This window comes from Candidatus Thalassolituus haligoni (assembly GCF_041222825.1).
GTDB classification, from domain to species: Bacteria; Pseudomonadota; Gammaproteobacteria; order Pseudomonadales; family Oceanobacteraceae; genus Oceanobacter; species Oceanobacter antarcticus.
In genome coordinates, this window is the sequence record NZ_CP139482.1 from 155,001 (window position 1) to 173,121 (window position 18,121).

General features: G+C 53.2%; 14 protein-coding genes and 2 rRNA genes (1 of these 16 running past the window's edge). 13 read left to right on the plus strand and 3 right to left on the minus strand.

Annotation, left to right across the window (positions count from 1 at the left end):
• From SOJ49_RS00735 to modF, 5 genes are all read left to right on the plus strand, one after another.
• Nucleotides 1-1,110, plus strand: a 23S ribosomal RNA gene (locus SOJ49_RS00735); it begins 1,776 nt to the left of the window's first position.
• Nucleotides 1,111-1,270: 160 nt separating this feature from the next.
• Nucleotides 1,271-1,386: ribosomal RNA gene (gene rrf, locus SOJ49_RS00740) — 5S ribosomal RNA — on the plus strand.
• A 161-nt stretch (nt 1,387-1,547) separates the two neighbouring features.
• Complete coding sequence (locus tag SOJ49_RS00745) at nt 1,548-2,939, plus strand: diguanylate cyclase (RefSeq protein WP_369856329.1); 1,392 nt, start codon at nt 1,548-1,550, stop codon at nt 2,937-2,939.
• A gap of 61 nt (nt 2,940-3,000) precedes the next feature.
• Nucleotides 3,001-3,345, plus strand: coding sequence for a histidine triad nucleotide-binding protein (locus tag SOJ49_RS00750; protein ID WP_369856330.1), 345 nt, complete (start codon nt 3,001-3,003; stop codon nt 3,343-3,345).
• Between the two features lie 6 nt (nt 3,346-3,351).
• Nucleotides 3,352-4,788 (plus strand): molybdate ABC transporter ATP-binding protein ModF, encoded by a 1,437-nt coding sequence (modF, locus tag SOJ49_RS00755; RefSeq protein ID WP_369856331.1) that lies wholly within the window; start codon nt 3,352-3,354, stop codon nt 4,786-4,788.
• A gap of 6 nt (nt 4,789-4,794) precedes the next feature.
• On the opposite strand, the gene SOJ49_RS00760 is transcribed toward modF, so the two are convergent.
• Entirely contained in the window at nt 4,795-5,859 is a 1,065-nt protein-coding gene (locus SOJ49_RS00760) for a hypothetical protein (RefSeq protein ID WP_369856332.1), read from the minus strand.
• A 129-nt stretch (nt 5,860-5,988) separates the two neighbouring features.
• Nucleotides 5,989-7,824, minus strand: a complete 1,836-nt coding sequence (gene ilvD, locus SOJ49_RS00765; RefSeq protein WP_369856333.1) for a dihydroxy-acid dehydratase — start codon at nt 7,822-7,824, stop codon at nt 5,989-5,991.
• 739 nt (nt 7,825-8,563) lie between these two features.
• Here ilvD and argS point away from each other — a divergent pair.
• From argS to SOJ49_RS00780, 3 genes are all read left to right on the plus strand, one after another.
• Nucleotides 8,564-10,249 (plus strand): arginine--tRNA ligase, encoded by a 1,686-nt coding sequence (gene argS / locus SOJ49_RS00770; protein WP_369856334.1) that lies wholly within the window; start codon nt 8,564-8,566, stop codon nt 10,247-10,249.
• 67 nt (nt 10,250-10,316) lie between these two features.
• Entirely contained in the window at nt 10,317-10,895 is a 579-nt protein-coding gene (locus SOJ49_RS00775) for an SPOR domain-containing protein (protein WP_369856335.1), read from the plus strand.
• A 42-nt stretch (nt 10,896-10,937) separates the two neighbouring features.
• Nucleotides 10,938-11,828 carry an alpha/beta fold hydrolase gene (locus SOJ49_RS00780; protein ID WP_369856336.1) on the plus strand — a complete coding sequence of 297 codons (891 nt, stop codon included), beginning with the start codon at nt 10,938-10,940 and terminating at the stop codon, nt 11,826-11,828.
• A gap of 163 nt (nt 11,829-11,991) precedes the next feature.
• Here SOJ49_RS00780 and SOJ49_RS00785 read toward each other — a convergent pair whose 3' ends face one another.
• Nucleotides 11,992-13,020: a porin gene (locus SOJ49_RS00785; RefSeq protein WP_369856337.1), complete on the minus strand. Its 1,029-nt coding sequence runs from the start codon at nt 13,018-13,020 to the stop codon at nt 11,992-11,994.
• A gap of 311 nt (nt 13,021-13,331) precedes the next feature.
• Here SOJ49_RS00785 and SOJ49_RS00790 point away from each other — a divergent pair, with 311 nt between their 5' ends.
• From SOJ49_RS00790 to SOJ49_RS00810, 5 genes are all read left to right on the plus strand, one after another.
• Nucleotides 13,332-14,129, plus strand: coding sequence for an IclR family transcriptional regulator (locus tag SOJ49_RS00790; RefSeq protein WP_303433958.1), 798 nt, complete (start codon nt 13,332-13,334; stop codon nt 14,127-14,129).
• 377 nt (nt 14,130-14,506) lie between these two features.
• Nucleotides 14,507-15,382 (plus strand): ABC transporter ATP-binding protein, encoded by an 876-nt coding sequence (locus tag SOJ49_RS00795; RefSeq protein WP_369856338.1) that lies wholly within the window; start codon nt 14,507-14,509, stop codon nt 15,380-15,382.
• A 71-nt stretch (nt 15,383-15,453) separates the two neighbouring features.
• Complete coding sequence (locus tag SOJ49_RS00800) at nt 15,454-16,512, plus strand: ABC transporter substrate-binding protein (protein ID WP_369856339.1); 1,059 nt, start codon at nt 15,454-15,456, stop codon at nt 16,510-16,512.
• Between the two features lie 27 nt (nt 16,513-16,539).
• Nucleotides 16,540-17,310 (plus strand): ABC transporter permease, encoded by a 771-nt coding sequence (locus tag SOJ49_RS00805; RefSeq protein ID WP_303433955.1) that lies wholly within the window; start codon nt 16,540-16,542, stop codon nt 17,308-17,310.
• A 14-nt stretch (nt 17,311-17,324) separates the two neighbouring features.
• Entirely contained in the window at nt 17,325-18,089 is a 765-nt protein-coding gene (locus SOJ49_RS00810) for an SDR family oxidoreductase (protein ID WP_305413881.1), read from the plus strand.
• The last annotated feature ends 32 nt before the right edge of the window (nt 18,090-18,121 follow it).

An 18,121-nucleotide genomic window follows, 5' to 3' on the forward strand; every position in this document is an offset into this window, starting at 1 on the left:
CTCTGCAAACACGAAAGTGGACGTATAGGGTGTGACGCCTGCCCGGTGCCGGAAGGTTAATTGATGGGGTTATCTCACGAGAAGCTCTTGATCGAAGCCCCGGTAAACGGCGGCCGTAACTATAACGGTCCTAAGGTAGCGAAATTCCTTGTCGGGTAAGTTCCGACCTGCACGAATGGCGTAATGATGGTCACACTGTCTCCACCCGAGACTCAGTGAAATTGAAATTGCGGTTAAGATGCCGTATACCCGCGGCTAGACGGAAAGACCCCGTGAACCTTTACTACAGCTTCACAGTGAACTTTGAATTGGCTTGTGTAGGATAGCTGGGAGGCTTTGAAGCGATGACGCTAGTTGTCGTGGAGCCAATCTTGAAATACCAGCCTGGTCAATTTGGGGTTCTAACTCAGGTCCATTATCTGGATCGAGGACACTGTGTGGTGGGTAGTTTGACTGGGGCGGTCTCCTCCCAAAGAGTAACGGAGGAGCACGAAGGTCGGCTAATCCTGGTCGGACATCAGGAGGTTAGTGTAATGGCACAAGCCGGCTTAACTGCGAGACAGACACGTCGAGCAGGTACGAAAGTAGGTCATAGTGATCCGGTGGTTCTGTATGGAAGGGCCATCGCTCAACGGATAAAAGGTACTCCGGGGATAACAGGCTGATACCGCCCAAGAGTTCACATCGACGGCGGTGTTTGGCACCTCGATGTCGGCTCATCACATCCTGGGGCTGAAGCCGGTCCCAAGGGTATGGCTGTTCGCCATTTAAAGTGGTACGCGAGCTGGGTTTAGAACGTCGTGAGACAGTTCGGTCCCTATCTGCCGTGGGCGTTTGAGATTTGAGAAGAGCTGCTCCTAGTACGAGAGGACCGGAGTGGACGAACCTCTGGTGTTCCGGTTGTATCGCCAGATGCATTGCCGGGTAGCTACGTTCGGACGGGATAAACGCTGAAAGCATCTAAGCGTGAAGCCTCCTTCAAGATGAGATCTCACTGGAACCTTGAGTTCCCTGTAGGGCCCTGGAAGACCACCAGGTTGATAGGTCAGGTGTGTAAGCGTTGCGAGGCGTTGAGCTAACTGATACTAATTGCCCGTGAGGCTTGACCATATAACACCCAAACCGGGCTGTTATAACAGACGGAAACACCAGGCAACTGCTGCCTCTATTATGAATCTCTCAAAAAACTCATGTATCCAACCCTATTTGGTGAAACTCTGCCGGGTCGATCGACCGATCCCCTTCAGACAGACAACACCATAACAGTTTGCTTGACGACAATAGAGCTGTGGAACCACCTGAATCCATCCCGAACTCAGAAGTGAAACGCAGCATCGCCGATGGTAGTGTGGGGTCTCCCCATGTGAGAGTAGGTCATCGTCAAGCTCTTAAATAGAACACCCCGTCCTGCGCTGCAGGGCGGGGTTTTTTACGTTCGCTGTAAAACCAATGTGCTGAACAGTACCCTGAAACCAAAGGCCTGGTAGATTATTCTGCCAGGCTTTTTTGTATTTTGAATTCGCATAAATATCAGCTCGGTGTTAGTCGTGAATACTTCTCAACCTGCCTACTGCTTGGAAAGGCGTCATGAATTAAGGCAATCGACGACAAAAAAACGTCCCTTTGTCGTCAACGTCTTATTCTTGACTACACTTTCTTTGTACGTGTTACGGGGAACAGCAGTGGCAACTTATCTGGTTGTTGAAGACGACCCTGTCGTCAGCAAAATACTCAAACATATCATTCGGCAATCTCTTGGCGATCATGTTGTTTATGCATCGACATTGCAGGATGCTCTCTATCTTTTGAAGCAACATCGACAGACGCTAGCTGCTGCGCTGGTTGATGTGTGTTTGCCTGATGCACCGAACGGCGAAGCCGTGGATGCTATCGTGACTGCTGGTGTCCCATGTGTCGTGCTGACTGCCAGTAACAATGAAGAAACGCGGCAGCGGTTTTTGCAATCCGGTATTGCTGATTATGTAACCAAGGATGGACGCTATTGGTACCTGTATGCGGTGAAGATGCTTGAGCGACTCGAGCGCAACCACTTATTTCCTGTTCTCGTGGTCGACGACTCAAAAGTTTGCAGAAATACCATGATCAGAATGCTGGAAACCCATCGTTATCCGATTATTGAAGCCAGTAGCGCAGAAGAGGCTTTGGAGCATCTGGGAGAGAACCCGGAAATCAGAATCATGGTAGTCGAGCATGAACTTCCGGGCATGAATGGTCTGGAGCTGGTTCAGATGGTACGTTACAAATACAGCGGACGACCGATAGGTATTATTGCTATCTCTGGTGTTAACTGCGGGCGTGAGCAGCTGACGGTAGATTTTATCAAGTCCGGTGCGGATGATTTTTTGCCAAAGCCATTTGATCATCAGGAATTTACCTGCCGTATTACCAATAGTACGTTGGCGACAGAAGCTTTCATTCAGCTACAGGAGCAGGCATCCAAGGATTATCTGACGGGCATGTTTAATCGCCGTTATTTTTCCAAAGAAGCTGATGAACGACTGGATAAATACAATAATGTAAAAAACAGCATGGCGCTGCTCGATATCGACTTTTTTAAGAAAACCAATGATGAATTTGGTCATCAGGCGGGTGATATTGTTTTGAAAACATTATCAGCTGAATTATTGCAGACCTTCTCCCAGCTGTTATCGGCCAGAGTTGGGGGTGAAGAGTTTGCGATATTGATGCCCGGTATAAACTCCAGCCGGGCATCGGCCTTGATGGATGGCTTTCGACGGCACATTGAAGGGCTGCTTATTGATGTCGAAGATGGCGATTTGTTGCGGATTACGGTCAGCATCGGTATTTGCACGACCAGCGGTGGTTCTGCTGAGCAAATGTTTTCGGTGGCGGATGAATGCCTCTACCGCGCGAAACTGAGTGGTCGTAACAAGGTGGTATCCGTCGACGACGACTGATGATGGATTGAAGAGAGGCCGGGCTGTACAGTAAGGTGTCCGATAATGACAGGAGGACACTATGTCTGAAGACACTATTTTTGGCAAAATAGCGCGCGGTGAGATCCCGGCCAACATTGTTTATGAAGATGATCTGGTGCTGGCTTTTCGCGATCTTTACCCGGCAGCGCCCACTCATATTCTGATTATTCCCCGTAAACCCATTCCCCGGCTGTGCGATGCTAACGTTGAAGATAAGGCGTTGCTTGGGCATATGCTGCTGACTGCTAATCAGGTGGCCGAGGCTGAAGGTCTCGGAGATAAATTCCGATTGGTTATTAACAACGGTGCAGATGCGGGTCAATCGGTTTTTCATTTGCATATGCACGTCATCGGTGGTCGTCCACTGAACTGGCCGCCGGGTTGATAACAGATGAAGTTCGAAGCAATACGCGCAAAGCTCCACGATGGCCGTTATCTGGTTGTTGATCAGTGGCAGATTGACGAAGGTCAGTTCTGGGCGATTACCGGAACTAACGGCAGCGGGAAAACGGTTCTGTCCTGTCTGTTGGGAGGGCGGGTCAAGCTGAGTCATGGCACCATACAATCACTGCGGGATAATGTCGCTTATGTCTCTCTGGAGGCTCAGGCCGAGCTGATTGAACACGAGCGCAAGGTGGATGAAAGTGACCTTACGGACATGGCCTACAAGGGAACGCTGGTACGTGATCTGATTTCACCGCTGGAGGATGTCGCGGATCTTATTGATGGTTTGGGAATTCGCCATTTACTCGACCAGGGCTTCAGATCCTTGTCGACGGGTGAAAGTCGCAAGGTTTTGTGGGTTAACCGGCTGCGTCAGCAGCACGACTTACTGGTGTTGGATGAGCCGTATGAAGGTTTGGATGCGAACAGCCGTGACTACATCAGGGAGTGGCTGGATGATCTGGCAGCGAAAGGGATCCGCATTGTCTGGGTCGCCAATCGACTGGATGAATTACCGGACTGGATAACGCATGTGGCGTTTATGCACAATGCTGAACTTATGGCGCAAGGTGTTCGGCAAGAAGTACTGGCTCGGCCTGAGGTTAACGCCCTGATCCATTTTGACAGTGAGTTGCCCGAGTTACCGCCGCCGCCAGCTCCACCACTGATCCTCGCAGAAGATGAACCTCTTGTTTGTCTGACCCAGGGTAATATTGGTTACGACGATCGCGTGCTGTTTGATCAGTTGGACTGGACAATTACACCGGGCCAGCACTGGGCGGTTCAGGGGCCTAATGGTTGTGGCAAAACCAGTTTGTTACAAATGTTGACGGGGGATAACCCGCAGTGCTACCGCAATAACTTGCGGCTGTTTGGTATCCAGCGTGGCTCGGGTGAAAGTATCTGGGATATAAAGAAGCATATCGGCCTGGTATCTGCCTCGTTGCAGTGGCAATACCGGGCTTCAACCAATGTCATCAGTGCCCTGGTTTCCGGCCTGCATGACAGTATCGGTTTGTATAAAGCCGTGCGGGATGATGACAAAAAGCTGGCGTTGCAGTGGCTGGATATTCTGGGACTTCGGCATAAGGCCAACCAGAGTCTGCAGCACCTGTCATACGGTGAACAGCGACTGGTGCTGATTGGTCGGGCGCTGATCAAGCAACCGGCTTTGCTGATTCTGGATGAACCCTGTCAGGGGCTGGATGATATCAGTCGTCAGATGGTCTTGGCGTTTATCAATCGTTTGGTGAGTCAGCAGCGTATGACGATGCTGTATGTCACTCACCACGCTGATGAAATTCCGGCTGAATTCCATCAGCGGTTGCTGTTTCAACCGCAACCGGATGGCAGCAGTATCATCCTGCCAATGACGACGGGCTGACAGCTGTCAGGGTTGCGAGAGTTTTGGTTTTGAGGTGGCTGGTACTGGTACCGACGCCTCAGATTCCAACGTATGCAGACGGCTGGTGAGTTCCTGGATTCTCTTTTCCAGCGGAGCCTTGATATTAACTGACAGTTCGTTGGCTTTCTGTACCAGTGCCAGAGTCTGATCGATAAAGGCCATATTGCGAAGGTCGCCAGCGTTAAGCGCTTCGGCTAACTGATGCAGGTAATCCTCGAAGCGCAGAGCAGCCTGCTCTGCGTCATCGATATCCATATTGATGATTTTTTCGGCTTCACGGCCGATATAAAGCGCATGTTGTGCCGCTCGCAGTGCCCGTTTGCCGATCTGTTCCGACAAAACCCGATTGGGGTATTGGTCACTGATAGTATCTCTGGCTTCTTCAGTTAGCTTTTCTGCTGCCCGAAAGGTATCGGCGGCAAAGTCATCGACACCTTCATCTTCGGCCTTATCAAGGGTTTTTCGGGCGGGACGCCAGTGCAGCTCGAGCATGGTGTCACGCTCCAATGCCTGCATGTCTTCAAGCAGATCACTAATATCGTCGTTCATATTGCCATCGCGGCCCGCTTCAATACGTTGTGCCAACGCTTTGATTTGCTCGAACTGCTTCTGATAGGCGGCTGGTAATACCTTGTTGGCCTTGATTTCTTCCAGTGTCTGTTTCTGCACCAGTAGTACCGATAGCCTGTCTTCAACTTTCTGTTTGTTGGTCATAGCGCTTTCAAACAGTGTTAGCGTCCAGGCGGCGGCTTCGATAGCTTGTTGGTTTTTTCCGGCCAGGTCATCCTTACGTGCCGTTTTGATGGACTCGTTCATCTGTTGCCAGTGCAGCGGAGAATACAGGGCAATATTTTCATTTCTCGCCGTGATCAACGCATCTTCCGCCTTGTCGAGTGCGGAATCCGTATCGCCGGTAAAGGCTTCTGCCTTGCGTGCAGCGAGGTCGTCGAAGGCTTCTTCGTTAGCGATATGTTTGCTGGCACAGCCTGATGCCAGCAGCAGGGCCAGCAGAATAGGCAGGAAAGTGCTATGCCGGAGCATGGAGAACATATAGAGATCCTGTTAGTGCAAAAAAAAGCGCTGTCTCACTGACGGTGAAACAGCGCCGCTTTCAGGTCACACGTCAGTGTGCTGAAAGATCAGACTGGCTATCGTCTGACGGGTTCTCAATTTCTGGCGTTAATCGAGTAACGATTTGTCGCGCACGGCACCTTTATCGGCGCTGGTAGCGAACTTGGCATATACCTTCAGTGCCGTGCTGACTTTACGTGGACGCTGCTCCACCGGTTTCCAGCCGTTGGCATCCTGCGCTGTGCGACGGGCAGCCAGTTCGGCGTCATCGATCATCACGTTAATCGTACGGTTCGGAATGTCGATGGTAATCGGATCGCCATCTTGCAGCAGACCAATCGCACCGCCGGCAGCGGCTTCCGGAGAGGCATGACCAATCGACAGACCGGAGGTGCCACCGGAGAAGCGACCATCCGTCAGCAGTGCACAGTCTTTGCCCAATCCTTTTGATTTAAGGTAAGAGGTCGGGTACAGCATTTCTTGCATGCCGGGACCGCCTTTCGGACCTTCGTAGCGGATGATGACGACATCACCGGCGACCACTTCGTCGGCCAGAATGCCTTTTACCGCGCTGTCCTGAGACTCAAAAATTTTCGCCTTGCCGTTAAACAACAGAATGGAATCATCAACACCAGCGGTTTTTACCACGCAGCCGTCGAGGGCGATATTGCCGTACAGAACCGCCAGCCCACCTTCTGTGGAGTAGGCGTTTTCGAGATTACGAATACAGCCGTTGGCGCGATCACCATCCAGCGTTGGCCAGCGGGTGCTCTGGCTGAACGCGGTCTGGGTCGGAATTCCGGCCGGACCTGCTTTATAAAACTCCAGCACTTCTGGCGTCGGATTGCGCATGATATCCCACTTATCCAGCGCCTCAAGCATGGTCGCGCTGTGTACGGTGGGCAGGTCGGCGTGCAGCAGACCGGCGCGTTCGATTTCGCCCAGGATACCCATAATGCCACCGGCCCGGTGGACATCTTCGATATGGTATTTCGGTGAGTTCGGCGCCACTTTACACAGCTGCGGCACGACACGGGACATACGGTCGATGTCTTTCAGATCGAAGTCCACTTCGGCTTCCTGGGCCGCCGCCAGCAGATGCAGAATGGTATTGGTTGAACCACCCATGACGATATCCAGCGTGATGGCATTCTCGAACGCTTTAAAGCCGGCGATGGAACGCGGCAGCACCGATTTATCGTTTTCTTCATAATAACGCTTGGAATTTTTCACGATCAGACGCGCCGCTTCGAGGAACAACTCTTCACGGTCAGAGTGAGTCGCCAGTACCGTACCGTTACCAGGCAACGACAGACCAATGGCTTCGGTCAGGCAGTTCATGGAGTTGGCGGTGAACATTCCAGAGCAGGAACCACAGGTTGGGCAGGCGCTGCGTTCGTATTCGGCGACTTTTTCATCGGAGGCCGAATCATCGGCGGCGATGACCATGGCATCAACCAGATCCAGCTTGTGTTCCGACAGCTTGGTTTTACCGGCTTCCATCGGACCGCCAGAGACAAACACTACCGGAATATTCAGGCGCAACGCCGCCATCAGCATTCCCGGTGTGATTTTGTCGCAGTTGGAGATACACACCAGCGCGTCGGCACAGTGGGCATTGACCATATATTCGACCGAATCGGCAATGATTTCGCGGCTGGGCAAACTGTAGAGCATGCCGTCGTGCCCCATGGCGATACCGTCATCCACGGCAATGGTGTTGAACTCTTTGGCGACACCACCGGCTTTTTCGATTTCACGCGCGACCAGCTGCCCCATGTCCTTCAGATGTACATGGCCCGGAACAAACTGGGTAAAAGAGTTGGCGACGGCGATGATCGGCTTATGGAAATCGTCGTCTTTCATTCCGGTGGCGCGCCACAGGGCACGGGCACCCGCCATATTACGACCTGCGGTTGAGGTCTTGGAGCGGTACTCAGGCATGGTGTCTCTCTCTTTATTCGTAGATCCTGCCGCAGCGGCTGGCAGTACGGCTATTTTATGCGCTTCGGGTTGGCGACAAGCGCTGCCCGGATGCGTGAAAGGCACGTAGTTTAGCAAAAGGCCGCTCACAACGCAGTGATCTTGGCGAACGATTGGTGTCATCTTGTTGCTGAGTAGTAGGGAAATCCGCAGGTGTGAATAAGGTGGACTTATCCCATGTTTCTGTGGATAAAAGCTGGGATAACTTTGGGGTAACCAGCGGACTCCCCTGTCGTTGTTAGAGGTTGGTTGAGTTGTTCAAAAAACAACCTTTGTGATTTCATGCCAAAGATTCTCTAAAGACCAAAAAAATATTAACAAATCATCGAGTTATAGAGTGTTTCACGAATCCTTCGGCTGCTTGTCAGGAAAAGCACATCTTTTATGTTCGTTGGAGGGTAAACAATGACCGGTGTCCCTTGACGTTCTGTGATGTGGATAACAAATTGCAATGGCGCGATCGATGTGTGGATAAGTGTGTGAATAGATAGATGGATAACTTCTTTTGGTGGCGGCTTCCAGAGAAAACGGACGGAAAACGGCGGTCACTTGATCGGATGTATTCTGACGGTGCGTTTTAGTCACTGAACAAATCATCGGGTTTTTGTACTGGGTGCAGCCCTATCCTTCACCCGGAGCGCTGAATTTGAGATACTCAGGTTCCTTTCCTGTCAATCGATACCAATCTGATCCCCTGCTTATGAAACCGCAAATTGCCGAGCTGCTGTCCGTCGCCATTTCTTGTCTGAAAGAACAACAGGTGTTACCTGCCGAATACGAGGCGCGTATCCAGATCGATAACACCCGTGACAAGGCGCACGGAGACCTGGCAACGAATCTGGCCTTGACCCTGGCCAAGTCAGCGGGCAAAAAACCCCGTGAGCTGGCGCAGTTACTGGTGGATGCACTACCCGCCACGGCGCTGATCGAGAAGGTTGAAATCGCAGGCCCCGGATTTATCAATTTTTACCTCAGCCAGGCGTCAACCAGTCATCTGGTCAAGGCCGTGCTGGATGCCGGTGCCCGTTATGGCCGGAATGATTCCGGTGCCGGTAAAAAGGTACAGGTCGAGTTTGTGTCGGCCAACCCGACCGGGCCGCTGCATATTGGCCATGGCCGTGGTGCAGCGGTCGGCGACTGTATCTGTCGGTTGCTGGATGCCAACGGCTGGGAAGTGACCCGCGAGTTTTATTACAACGATGCCGGTGCCCAGATCAGCAATCTGGCGCTGTCGGTACAAGCACGTTGCAAGGGGATGACACCGGACGACGCCGGTTGGCCAGAGAACGGCTACCGTGGCGACTATATTGTTGATCTGGCGAACGATTATATGGCTGGAGTCACAGTAGAGTCTGCTGACCAGAGTTACACCGGTGCCAAAGACGTGGATGATCTTGACGCCATTCGGCATTTCGCGGTGGCGTATTTGCGCCGTGAGCAGGATCTGGATCTGAAAGCCTTCGCAGTTGATTTTGATGTCTATTTTCTGGAATCCTCGCTGTACAGTGAAGGCAAGGTCGACGACGTGGTACAACGCCTGATGGCTAGTGGTTACACCTATGAGGATGGCGGTGCCCTGTGGCTGAAAACCACCGAGTTCGGCGACGATAAAGATCGTGTGATGCGCAAGTCTGACGGTGGTTTTACCTACTTTGTACCGGATGTGGCCTATCACCTGGATAAATGGCAGCGCGGTTTTGAACGGGTCGTGAATGAACAGGGAGCTGATCATCACAGTACCATCACTCGCGTGCGGGCCGGTTTGCAGGCGCTGGCTGTGGGTATTCCCCAAGGCTGGCCTGACTATGTGTTACACCAGATGGTTACCGTAATGCGTGGTGGCGAAGAGGTGAAAATCTCCAAACGCGCCGGTAGCTACGTCACCCTGCGTGATCTGATTGACGAAGTAGGTCGTGACGCCACCCGTTATTTCCTCGCGGCGCGCAAAGCGGATAGTCAGCTGACCTTTGATATCGACTTGGCGCGTGAACAGTCATCGGATAACCCGGTGTACTATATTCAATATGCCCATGCCCGCGTCTGTTCCATTTTCCGCAAGCTGGCGGAATCGGGACTGAGCTGGGATGCGGCAATCGGTCTGGCAGCTCTGGAGCACCTGCAGCTGGATTCCGAGAAAGAACTGATCGTGAAGTTGGGGCGCTTTCCGGAAGTGGTCAAGGTGGCAGGTGCTGCCAACGAGCCGCATCAGATTGCTAACTACCTCAAGGATCTGGCGGCGGATTTTCACACCTATTACAACTCCGAAAAAACCCTGGTGGACGACGATGGTTTGCGTAACGGTCGTCTGACTCTGGCAGAAGCTGTCCGCCAGGTGATTGCCAACGGATTGTATTTGTTGGGTGTGAGCGCTCCGGACGTGATGTAAAGCCACTTGTCACCGCGGTGGGTGAAGCTGCCTGCCGCCATCAACCATTTATCAGGATGAAAGGTTTATGTCCGACAGTTCCAGTCGTATTCCCGGTTGGGTATGGATCACCACGCCAACACTGGCCATCGCCTTTGCCGGATTTGTCATTTATCTCAGTACCCTGCCTGCCAGTGACGAGCTGGGAGCGGTCAAGGGCGATGCCCGCCAGGCATTGCAACAGGGTATCGAGCGGGCAAAAGCCAGCGTTGCAGATACTGTGAAAAACCAGGCGCTGCGAGAAGCGGGCAAACCAGCCTATGATTTTTATCGTTTGCTGGAACAGCAGAAAGTAGATGCGCCGGAAGTCGACGCCTATGTCTCGACCCCAAAAGATGCCACCGTCAACTATGAGTACTTGCTTCAGGTCGGCTCTTTCCGTAATGGTGATGATGCCGATGAAATGCGGGCCAACCTGCTGTTACTGGGCATGAATGCCTACTCGGTTGAAGCCAGTATTAACAGTGGCACCTGGTATCGGGTGTTTGTCGGCCCCTTTTCCAATCGCTCAAAATTGAACAAGGCGCAGGATATCCTGGTCAGTAACAACATCAGTCCATTATTGATAAAAAACCCGCTGCCAGCAGCTTCCGGTACTCAGCAATAGTCTTGCCTCCGGGTTGCTGACAGTCATGGCGAGGAAGTTCTTATGAGTCAGCAAGCCCAATGTTGTTTCTACCAATACCAGACCGCCGAAGGCCCACACCAGGGCAGCTACCTGTTCTGGCCGTCTGCTCGTCCACATGCTCCACTGCTGGTGTGCGTACACGGGCTTACCCGTAACGCACGTGACTTTGACGTGCTGGCACAAGCGCTCACCGAACATTACCGGGTTATTTGCCCGGATGTGGCCGGCCGAGGCGACAGTGAACGGCTCCAGAACCCTGAGCTTTACGGCTATCCGCTGTATGTCGGCCAGCTGCAGCAATGCCTGCAGCACCTGGCGCTGAAATACCAGGTGACAGAATTCGACTGGGTGGGCACCTCTATGGGTGGCCTGATCGGCATGATGCTGGCCGCCCAACCGGTTTGTCCGCTGCGCAAGCTGGTGATTAATGACGTCGGCTTTTTTATTCCCAAGGCATCGCTGGAACGCCTGTCCGGCTATGTCGGCAAGGGCACTGAGTTTGCCGATCTGGCAGCGGTAGAAGTCTACCTGCGCGACATTGCCAGTTCGTTTGGCCCGCTCACCGATGACCAGTGGCAACATCTGGCGCGTTACAGCGCCGAGCCTCACGCCGGTCGTTACCGGTTGCGATACGACCCTGCGATTGCTGAAGCATTTTCTGGGGTTCCACTGACCGATGTTGATTTGTCAGCCATCTGGCAAAACGTCAGGATCGATACACTGCTGATTCGTGGTGGTGATTCTGATCTGCTGCTAGCGGAAACAGCGCGCACCATGGCCGCCCAGGCAAACGTGACGCTGGTGGAATTCCCGGGGATTGGCCATGCGCCAGCATTAATGGCGAGAGATCAGCTTCGGGCGATTCGTGAGTTTCTGGGAGACGGGCAAAAAAAGGCGAGGACCGCAGACTAGCGATCACACGCAAACGATGAAGGTCTGGAAACGAAGGATAACCAGCCCTGCAGCAACCGGTTCTGCATTGCTGCACTTGGCCATCAGTGACCGGGGGGAGTTAGATTGATGGCCAGTGAATCGCTTCCCTGCGATTCACCTCTTTTTGGCAGATGACGGCCAATCAGAATTTTACTTTGGTACCAACACCGATGTTGTCGTTGTCTGATTCGCTGTACTTGCCTGCTTCCAGCCACAACTCCATCATTGGATCCAGTTGATAACTCACCTTGGCCAGCTTTGCGGTGTCTTCCGTAAGTGCTCCAGCACTTGGCGTTTCGCGATTTTGCCAGGATGCGGACGCACTGAACGCCCCATTCGTGTAGGTGCCGGTAACGGCTTTGACGTCGAAATCAGCACCGGCGCTGCCGAGTGCGATGTTCTTTTCATACACGCCAGCCAGGCTGAAGCTGTCCCAATTGTAGTGAGACGCTACAACCCAACGCTTGCGATCATCTTCACCGTTGGCGGCTCCGGCCAATGTCTTGTCATAGACTGACAGGTTGACACCAAACATGAATGCCTTGTCCTTGTACACACCGTGAATGATCTTCAGGTCATCTGCTTCACCGGATTCATTCCCGATGGAGGCGTATACCACCTTGGCAAACATATGGTTCCATACCGGGGTTTTATAGACCAACCCGTCTTTTGACCATTTGGTTTGAGTCCACATGCGGGAACCGTTGGGAGCACCGGTTGGAGTACTGTCTTGGGTATTCACTTCGAATACATCGACCGGGGCGTAGAATTCAGAATACACCCCGGACATGGCGTCACCGAAGGCAAACAGACCGTATTTTGTGATCAGGGCTGCACCGGCGTAGCGAATGAAAATGGGGTCTTCGGTTGATGTGGAGCCGTAGTATTTACTCTCGGTACCGTCGGCTTCTGCAATCGGAGCAAAATCAGCTTCAAACTGATAGGCCAGCTTCATGCCGTTGCTCAGGAAGTGCATGCCCTTGAGGCCGACGATGCCTTCGTACAGGGTCGGTGTGGCGTCGACATCCTGACCAATGAAGTTGGTATCACTGAAATCAACGACGCGTGCACTGATGGTGCCGTAGACATGGGGTGGTTTGGTGTCTGCAATGGCCTGGGTCGAAAGAGCCAGGACACAAGCGCCAGTCAGAGCAGTTAGAGTCTGTTTCATGCAGATTTTCCCTCGGGTGCCGGTTGTTTAAGTTTCATATAAGAAACAGTGTTTTGTATTTAAAATAAAACTAAGTGTCAAACGGCCTCAGGTCAATTACTGAACGAGTAAAATTGTTGAGATTGCTGCTTTTCTCATCAAAATCGGCCTTTGGGCGATTGAATGGAATAAATCGTCCTGTTTTCCGCAGGATTACCACCGCTGCGGCATATATCGGTTTGACAAGCTTTGTCTCGCTGTGAGAATTTCCAGACCCGGAGTCGTGCCGCCAGCAGGATGGCAGGTATCGAACAGTGCATACGGAGCAAACCATGAGTGAAAAATCAGAAGGCCTGGAGCGGTATGTGGTACCGGGCCTTGAACGTGGGCTGAAGCTGCTGCTGGAATTTAACCGCCAGAATACCTTGCTGACGGCACCAGAGTTGGCCAAACGGCTGGACTTGCCACGCACCACCGTTTTCCGGCTGCTGGCAACACTGGAAAGCATGGGCTTTGTGACGCGTCACGGGAATGAATACCGTTTGGGTATGGCGGTGTTACGGTTGGGCTTTGAATATCTGGCATCGCTGGAGTTGACGGAGCTGGGTCAGCCAATACTGAATCGCCTGAGTCAGGAAATAGGCTACAGTTGTAACCTGGTGGTGAGGGATGAACGCTCGATTGTGTATGTTGCCAAGGTGACGCCACCTACGATTTTGGCCAGCTCGGTCAACGTGGGGACTCGTCTGCCGGCTCATGCGACGGTGTTGGGGCGTATCCTGCTGGAAGATCTGAGTCTGGCGGAATTGCACGAGCTGTACCCGGAGGAGCAGTTACCTGGCTATTCTGACAGTACACCGCGCACCGTGCCCGATTTGCATGCCATGGTGCAGCAAGACATGCAGCGCGGTTACGCGCTGAGTGAAGGGTTTTTCGAATCCAGCATTTCCACCATTGCGGCACCGGTACGGGATAGTACCGGCAAAGTGGTTGCGGCATTGGGAGCGACCATTCCTTCTGGTCATATCGATGACCAACTGCAGCCGCTGGTGAAGCTGGTGCGTAATAACGCCGATGAGCTGTCCCGCCTGCTGGGTTATACCAGGGGCCGACGAGCGCTTGAATACTGAATCAAGGATGTAGAACAGATCAGGCCTCGCAGATGCGGGGCTTTTTTTTGCCTGTTTGCCGTATGACGAGTGCTCCGGGCAGGCCATGGCGCGGATATGGCAAATACCTGCTCACTATTGGTGCGAGCACCCCTTGAGTGCGCGAAATTAGTGTGTCGTCTCGACACATTGAGCTGAAATGGTTACCTGGCTACCCATCAGGAGTCTGGCCGGATAACTTGGATGCACTCGTCTTGATTATATAACTTATTGAAAACAAAGAAATTTGTACTATTTTTTAGACTGTTACCCAAGGATCTTGACGGGCTGGCATTATATCTGCATTATAATTTCATATATAAATCAATAATTCATATCTGAAACAAAGGGTACTACCAATGACCTCAACCAGCCCTGTGTATGTCGTCAATGAATCCGCAAGCGGAGAGTCCACTGTGGCGGCTGGTTCTGATAGCTCGAACCATTCAAAACGGGTTGAAATTGAGTTTCGCGGTGTCAGCAAGGCGTTTGCACAAAAAGGCCAGAAAGATGCGCCTGCAGTGGTCAAGGATCTGACCTTTTCGATTCGTAAAGGCGAAGTCGTTTCACTGATCGGGCCATCTGGCTGCGGCAAGAGCACGCTGCTGAACATGGGCAGCGGATTGTACTCAGCCACCACGGGTACCGTGATGGTTGCCGGGCAGGAAGTCAAAGGCCCGGTCAAACGGGTAGCCTTTATGCTGCAAAAAGATTTGCTGATGCCGTGGCGTACCATTCAGAAAAACGTGGAAGTCGGCATGGAAATCGCGCGGGTTCCCAAGGCCGAGCGTCAAGCTGTTGCCCAGGAAATGCTGCATAAATGCCATCTGGCCGGTTTTGAAAAACATTACCCCTTCCAGCTATCTGGCGGTATGCGTCAGCGGGCGGCATTGGCCCGTACTCTGGCGATGAAACCGGATGTACTGTTTCTGGATGAACCTTTCTCGGCGCTGGATGCCCAGACCAAAATGGTGCTGCAGCAGGATCTGGCCAACACTCTTTATAACGAACAGAAAACCGCTCTGTTTATTACCCACGATCTGGCCGAAGCCGTTGCGCTGTCGGACCGCATTCTGGTGATGAGCAGCCGTCCCGGCACCATTATCGAAGAAATCACCGTTGACCTTCCTCACCGCAACAATCCTCTCGAACGGCGCAAACTGGCGGGTACTGGTCCGTTGATCGGTCGCTTGATGGAGCTGCTGCATGTGGGTGATGAAGACGCCATGCACTGAGAGCCATAACTCTCTGAGCAATAACCCGAATACCGCAAGACACTGACCGACTGTACCCACAGGAGCATACGATGAAGCTGTTTAGCAAAAACCTCGCCAGAGTCACGATGGCCAGCGCGGCCATAATCTGGTCTGCCTTCTCTCAGGCAGAACTGAAGGAAATTACCTATTTGATGCCAGCTCCACCTACTTTGCCGGCATTTGCCCCCTGGACCCTGGCCCAATACAAGGGTTACTTCGAGAGTGAAAATCTGAAAGTGAATTTTGTCACCGCCCGTGGTGGTGTGGACGTTGCCAAGCAGATTGGTACCGGTAACGCCATGGTGGGGGGTGCTATTGGTGATACGCCACTGATCGTGCGTGCCAATGGTATTCCGGTCAAGGCCGTAGCGGTATTGGGTGCAGGCAGCCTGACGGTATTGGCGACTGGTGATGATGCCGGTATCAAGAGCGTGGCTGATTTGAAAGGCAAAACCGTGACCGTGATGTCTTATTCCGACACGACTTATTACGCCTTGCTGGCGACGCTGAAAAAAGCCGGCCTCAGCAAGACCGATCTGGACATTCAGGCGGCAGGCCCTGCCGGTGTCTGGAAGCTGTTTGCAGCAGGTAAGGCGGATGCCATGGCCGGTGCGCCGGATTGGGTGGTTTCTGCTCGTGATGGCGGTCGCAGTGCCAGCCTGGTCGACGAAGCCAATATGTTCGACAGCATGGCTCAGGCCATTCTGGCCTCGGATGATGCGATCAAGAATCATCCTGACGTGGTGCAGGGCGTAGTGACTGCGACGCTGAAAGGCATGCGCGACATCATGGTCGATCCGAAGCAAGCCGCGATTGATTTTGCTGCTGCCGTGCCGTCATTCAAAGGCCGGGAAAGCTACCTTGAACGTGCCTTTATGCTGTTTAACGAGCGGGTTTACAAAAACCAGTTAATGCCTGGCCTGATTGACGAAAGCCGTTTGGCGGGTGTTGCCCGGTTCTACCTCGACGAAGGCATCGTCAAGCGTGAAGTACCGCTGCAAGACCTGTTCACCAACGAGTTCGCCAGAAACGCACGCCCTGGCGGCACGGTGACATCTCAGTCAGTCAAGCCGCACCTTCGGGCACCTGAAAAACATAACAATCTGTAATACCAACGTACACCGGGAGACCTAATCATGAATTACCGAACCATTGCTGGCAGCATCGCGATCCTGTTGGTGTTTTTGGCAAGCTGGGAGTGGGGTCCTGCGGCCATGGGTATGCCGGAATACGTGCTACCCAGCCTAAGCAATGTATGGCATGAGTTTTTCATCATGTGGCAACACAGTGAACTGCTCAAACATACCTTGATTACCGCCGCAGAAGTACTGCTCGGCTTTGGTATCGGGGCATTCCTCGGATTGGCAATCGGTGTGGCTCTGGGCTTGTCGCCAACCGCGGAAGCCATGTTGTCACCGTACATTCTGGCGCTGCAGATTGCCCCGAAAGTGGCCTTTGCTCCGCTGTTTGTGATGTGGCTGGGCTACACCATCTACCCGAAAATCCTGGTTGCCGTACTGATCGTGTTCTTCCCGGTCATGATCAATGTCTTGTCGGCGGTCCGTGCCGTTGACCCGGACATGGTCAATCTGATTCGCATCATGAACGCCAGCCGCTGGCAAATCTTCCGGCTGGTGGAATTTCCATCCGCGATGCCAGCCCTGTTCTCCGGCCTGCGTATTGCCTCCACTCTGGCGGTGATTGGCGTCACCGTTGGTGAATTGGTCGGCGGCAACCTGGGACTGGGCTACTTGCTGGTGGATTCCGAAGGGCAGGGTAATACCGCTGGGGTCTTTGTCGCCATTGTGGGCCTGACCGTGATTGGCATCGTGGCATACGCCGCGGTGGTGTTCGCAGAGAAGCGGGTACTGCATTACATGCCGAAAGCCAATCTGGCCACCGCGTAAGGATGGATGCAGCAATGAATACGGTTAACCAACTGCTGGATGGTCGCAAGATACTGGTCACCGGAGCCGCACGAGGCCTTGGTTTTGCCTTCGCCAAACAATTGGCACTGGCCGGTGCCGAGGTGGTGCTGGCCGACATTCTGGAAGCGCAGGTCATGGCTTCCGCTGCTGATCTTCGGGCATCCGGTCTGAACGCCACCGGCGTCAGCATCGATGTCCGTGATCCGCACGCTGTCGCCAGCGCTGTCTCACAGGCGATAGAGGTTCTGGGTGGTCTGGATGGTCTGGTCAATAACGCCGCCATCACCAACTCCGGTGGCAAAACCACCGAAGAGCTGGATATGGATACCTGGAACCGGGTGATGGAAGTCAATGTCCGGGGCTGCTGGCTGGTCACCAACGCCTGTTTGCCGGCGCTGCGGGCCAGTGGCCGGGGCGCGATTGTGAACCTGGCGTCGGATACCGCGATCTGGGGTGCGCCCAAGTTGTTGGCCTATACCGCCAGCAAAGGGGCTGTGATGGCCATGACCCGCACGCTGGCGACCGAACTGGGTGACGACAATATCACCGTCAACGCTATCGCACCGGGACTGGTCGCTGTGGAAGCCACCGAATATGTACCGCAAGACCGCAAGGACCTGTATTGCCAGCAACGTCCATTAAAACGGACTCAAGTGCCGGAAGACGTGTGTGGCGCAGTGATTTTTGCCTTGTCGGATATGGCCCGTTTTATCACCGGCCAGACCCTGCCGGTGAACGGCGGTTTTGTGATGCCATGAATCGGGTGCAAACCTGATTAAAGCAAGCTCTG

Excerpts from the sequence above, each read along its gene's own strand:
- SOJ49_RS00785 (WP_369856337.1), bottom strand. The coding sequence starts at position 13,020 with ATGAAACAGACTCTAACTGCTCTGACTGGCGCTTGTGTCCTGGCTCTT.
- SOJ49_RS00795 (WP_369856338.1), top strand. The coding sequence starts at position 14,507 with ATGACCTCAACCAGCCCTGTGTATGTCGTCAATGAATCCGCAAGCGGA.
- argS (WP_369856334.1), top strand. The coding sequence starts at position 8,564 with ATGAAACCGCAAATTGCCGAGCTGCTGTCCGTCGCCATTTCTTGTCTG.
- SOJ49_RS00805 (WP_303433955.1), top strand. The coding sequence starts at position 16,540 with ATGAATTACCGAACCATTGCTGGCAGCATCGCGATCCTGTTGGTGTTT.
- ilvD (WP_369856333.1), bottom strand. The coding sequence starts at position 7,824 with ATGCCTGAGTACCGCTCCAAGACCTCAACCGCAGGTCGTAATATGGCG.
- SOJ49_RS00790 (WP_303433958.1), top strand. The coding sequence starts at position 13,332 with ATGAGTGAAAAATCAGAAGGCCTGGAGCGGTATGTGGTACCGGGCCTT.
- SOJ49_RS00810 (WP_305413881.1), top strand. The coding sequence starts at position 17,325 with ATGAATACGGTTAACCAACTGCTGGATGGTCGCAAGATACTGGTCACC.
- SOJ49_RS00750 (WP_369856330.1), top strand. The coding sequence starts at position 3,001 with ATGTCTGAAGACACTATTTTTGGCAAAATAGCGCGCGGTGAGATCCCG.
- SOJ49_RS00800 (WP_369856339.1), top strand. The coding sequence starts at position 15,454 with ATGAAGCTGTTTAGCAAAAACCTCGCCAGAGTCACGATGGCCAGCGCG.
- SOJ49_RS00760 (WP_369856332.1), bottom strand. The coding sequence starts at position 5,859 with ATGTTCTCCATGCTCCGGCATAGCACTTTCCTGCCTATTCTGCTGGCC.
- modF (WP_369856331.1), top strand. The coding sequence starts at position 3,352 with ATGAAGTTCGAAGCAATACGCGCAAAGCTCCACGATGGCCGTTATCTG.
- SOJ49_RS00780 (WP_369856336.1), top strand. The coding sequence starts at position 10,938 with ATGAGTCAGCAAGCCCAATGTTGTTTCTACCAATACCAGACCGCCGAA.
- SOJ49_RS00775 (WP_369856335.1), top strand. The coding sequence starts at position 10,317 with ATGTCCGACAGTTCCAGTCGTATTCCCGGTTGGGTATGGATCACCACG.